This window comes from Okeania sp. SIO2B9 (genome assembly GCF_010672505.1).
GTDB lineage: Bacteria > Cyanobacteriota > Cyanobacteriia > Cyanobacteriales > Microcoleaceae > Okeania > Okeania hirsuta.
In genome coordinates this window covers 1-3,169 of record NZ_JAAHGK010000915.1, presented here as the reverse complement: position 1 = coordinate 3,169, position 3,169 = coordinate 1, and the positions used below count along the sequence as shown (strand labels likewise).

The following is a 3,169-nucleotide window of genomic DNA, read 5'->3' as shown; positions in this document are numbered from 1 at the left end:
TGAAAGAGTAGTAGAAGAGAAAGTTTTTGTTAGCGCTCTTATGCGGACAAGATATCATACCTCAAATAACCAACGCCAAAAAGTTTTATTTATTTAAAATTATTAAGTTAGGTTGTAGCTCAAAAAAAGTTATCTACCACCTAATATTTAGATGAAAAAGGGAATAGGGAATAGTTATTTGAAGATATATATTTCTTCCCACACTCCCCATCTCCCCATCTCCCCATACCCCCATCTCCCTTTATTCTTCCTTCTGTTATACAATTATTGAGATTAATTTCACTGATTCAAATTATAATTATGTCTGTATCAAAAGAAGAAGCAAAGCAATTATTAGAACGATTAATTTTTGACAAGGAACGTCCTAAAGATTGGGTGCAAGATGTTTGGGGAATGAGTCCCACTTTAGGAGAGACTGCCGCAAAGTTGCTAGATGTTTTTGATGTATTAATTACATCTTGTCCAGAGGCTGAATTGAATGATGTCCTGCAAACTTTCGATACAGAATTGAAAGAATTGTTTGATGAAGATAGTGAAGCATCCTAATTATTATTGAGATAAAAACGGTCATTTTTAAGAAAAGTAATTATTAATTATTAATTGTTGAATCAGGAACAGAATTATGGAATAATACTGAATCCTGTTTGAAAGCGTAACAGCTCTGCTGGATTTCTATCAGATGGCCTATTATACTAAACATTTTAGCTAACTTTTAGGCCAACGAGTCGCACATCTCATGCCAAAGGATAGTCTTGGTATTGAGAAGAGGTCAAAAATTGAATATAGCAGTGGAAGGAAAGGTTAAGACATATCAAAAGCTCAAAAACTCAAAACTCAGACGACCCAAGTCTTTTTCTTCTCTGGTAGATAACCAATAAACATCTCCAGAAAAGAGGGAATAGGGAATAGGGAATAGGTATGGAGGTGGAAATAACTGAGAATTTCTGTACAATAATTGATTTTATTTTTGATTTTTACCAGATGTCTAATTGCCTAAATAACTAAAGGTCTTCTTCCTTCTTCTTTCTTACTTCTTCTTTCTTACTTCTTCCTTCTTCCTTCTGCTATAAATTAGAATAAATTTTATATAATTGCTAAATGCTTCAGATTTCATTACTTAAAACGAAAAGCCAAATACTCTTATTCACTTGTCTCACTATTTCAATTTCACTATTTGGATGTACTCAAAACTCTCCAAAATCTGTAACACCTATAGCAGAATTAAAACGCAGTAAACAAAGTATAGTAGTATCAGCTCATCCCTTAGCCAGTGAAGCAGGAAAATTAATTCTGCAAAAAGGCGGAAATGCAGTAGATGCAGCCATTGCTACTGCCTTCGCTATTTCAGTAGTAGAGCCATTTTCCGCAGGTATTGGTGGGGGTGGTTTCTTGCTATTAGGAATTCCCCCAGAAAATCCTGAAACTCAGAAACAGTATAAAATTCAAGCATTAGATTTTCGGGAAAGAGCGCCCAAAGCAGCAACCCAAAATATGTACCTGAACTCACAAGGAGAAATAGAAAAAAGAGCAAGCTTAGATGGACATTTAGCAGTAGGAGTACCTGGAACTGTTGCGGGGTTATACACTGTTCATAAAAACTATGGGAAATTACCTTGGTCAGAATTATTACAACCAGCTATTAGTTATGCTCAGAATGGCTTTGAAGTAAGCGATCGCTTCGTGAATAGATTAGAAAGACGTTTAGAAGTAATCAACAAAAACGTCGCAGCAAGAGAAATATTTACAAAAGATGGAGAAGCATATCAGTCAGGAGACTTACTAATTCAAAACGATAAAGCTCAGACCCTAGAAACCATTGCCAAAAACCCACAAAGCTTTTATACAGGCAAAATTGCTCAAGCGGTCGCTAATGATATGGCTGCCAATGGAGGTTTAATCACATTAGAAGACTTAAAAAATTATACACCAATTTGGCGTCAACCTATCTGTGGTAACTTTCGACAAGCGGAAATTTGTGCCATGTCACCACCATCATCTGGGGGAGTTCATCTACTACAAATATTGAATATTGTCGGCGAAACTAACTTGCAAGAGTGGGGCAATAAAAATCCTGACACTATCCATTTACTGACTGAAGCAATGCGAGTTGCTTATGCCGATCGCTCCAAATATTTAGGAGATCCAGATTTTGTACAAGTACCTGTCAAAGAATTAACCAGTCGTAGTTATGCTCAACAGCAACGTCAAAATATTAATCCCAAACAAGTCAGACCCTCCAGTGAAGTACAACCCACATCACCCGAAACTCTAGAGCGTCATACTTCGGAGTCTCCAGATACTACTCATCTGACCGTAGTAGATCGAGAGCGCAAAGTTGTTAGTCTGACATATACAATAAATGGTAGTTTTGGTGCTGGAGTAGTAGCGACTGGTACAGGAATATTATTAAATAATGAGATGGATGACTTTGCTGCTGCTCCAGGAGTGCCAAACTTATATGGTCTAGTGGGAGGTGAGGCAAATGCGATCGCTCCAGGAAAAACCCCTTTGTCAAGTATGACTCCTACTATTGTGACACAGGATGGTCGGTTAATTATGGCAACTGGCTCTCCAGGAGGAAGTACAATTATTACTACAGTCTTGCAGGTAGTTTTAAATGTGCTGGAATATCAAATGAATGCTGCCGAAGCAGTATCTGCACCTCGTTTTCATCATCAATGGTTGCCAGATAGATTACTTTTGGAAACGGGAGGGTTTAGTGAAGCAACTGTGAATGAATTGAAACAGCGAGGACATAATATTGTAATGCGTGATGGTTGGGGAAATGCAAATGTAGTTGTGCAGGATGAGAGTGGGATGTTGGAAGCAGCAGCAGATCCTCGTGGAGAAGGAGAGGTGAGAGTGGGAGAGTGAGGGAGTAGGGGAGTAGGGGAGTGGGGGAGTGAGGGAGTAGGGGAGTAGGGGAGTGTGGGGAGACGCGCAGATAGATGGACGCGGGAGTTCTCTCTAATGAATAGAGCGAGTAGATTGAATTAATTACTCAATTATCTAATCTCCGCGTCCCCATGTCACCGCAAAACCGAAGCTCTCGAAAAAGAAAAGGTTTACCGAATAATTAATAATTAATAATTAATAATTAATAATTCAATAATTCTAGTTTAAAGCCTCCCCTTTTAAGGGGAAAAAAGCGGTCGAGGGATGGATGGGG

Annotated in this window: 2 protein-coding genes; both read left to right on the top strand. The window is 38.4% G+C overall.

What is annotated here, in order from left to right:
* Positions 1–300: 300 nt before the first annotated feature.
* On the top strand, positions 301–546 hold the full coding sequence (locus F6K13_RS25380; protein WP_124146350.1) for a hypothetical protein: 246 nt from the start codon (positions 301–303) through the stop codon (positions 544–546).
* 552 nt (positions 547–1,098) lie between these two features.
* Positions 1,099–2,874, top strand: coding sequence for a gamma-glutamyltransferase (gene ggt / locus F6K13_RS25375; RefSeq protein WP_124146351.1), 1,776 nt, complete (start codon positions 1,099–1,101; stop codon positions 2,872–2,874).
* Positions 2,875–3,169: the final 295 nt, after the last annotated feature.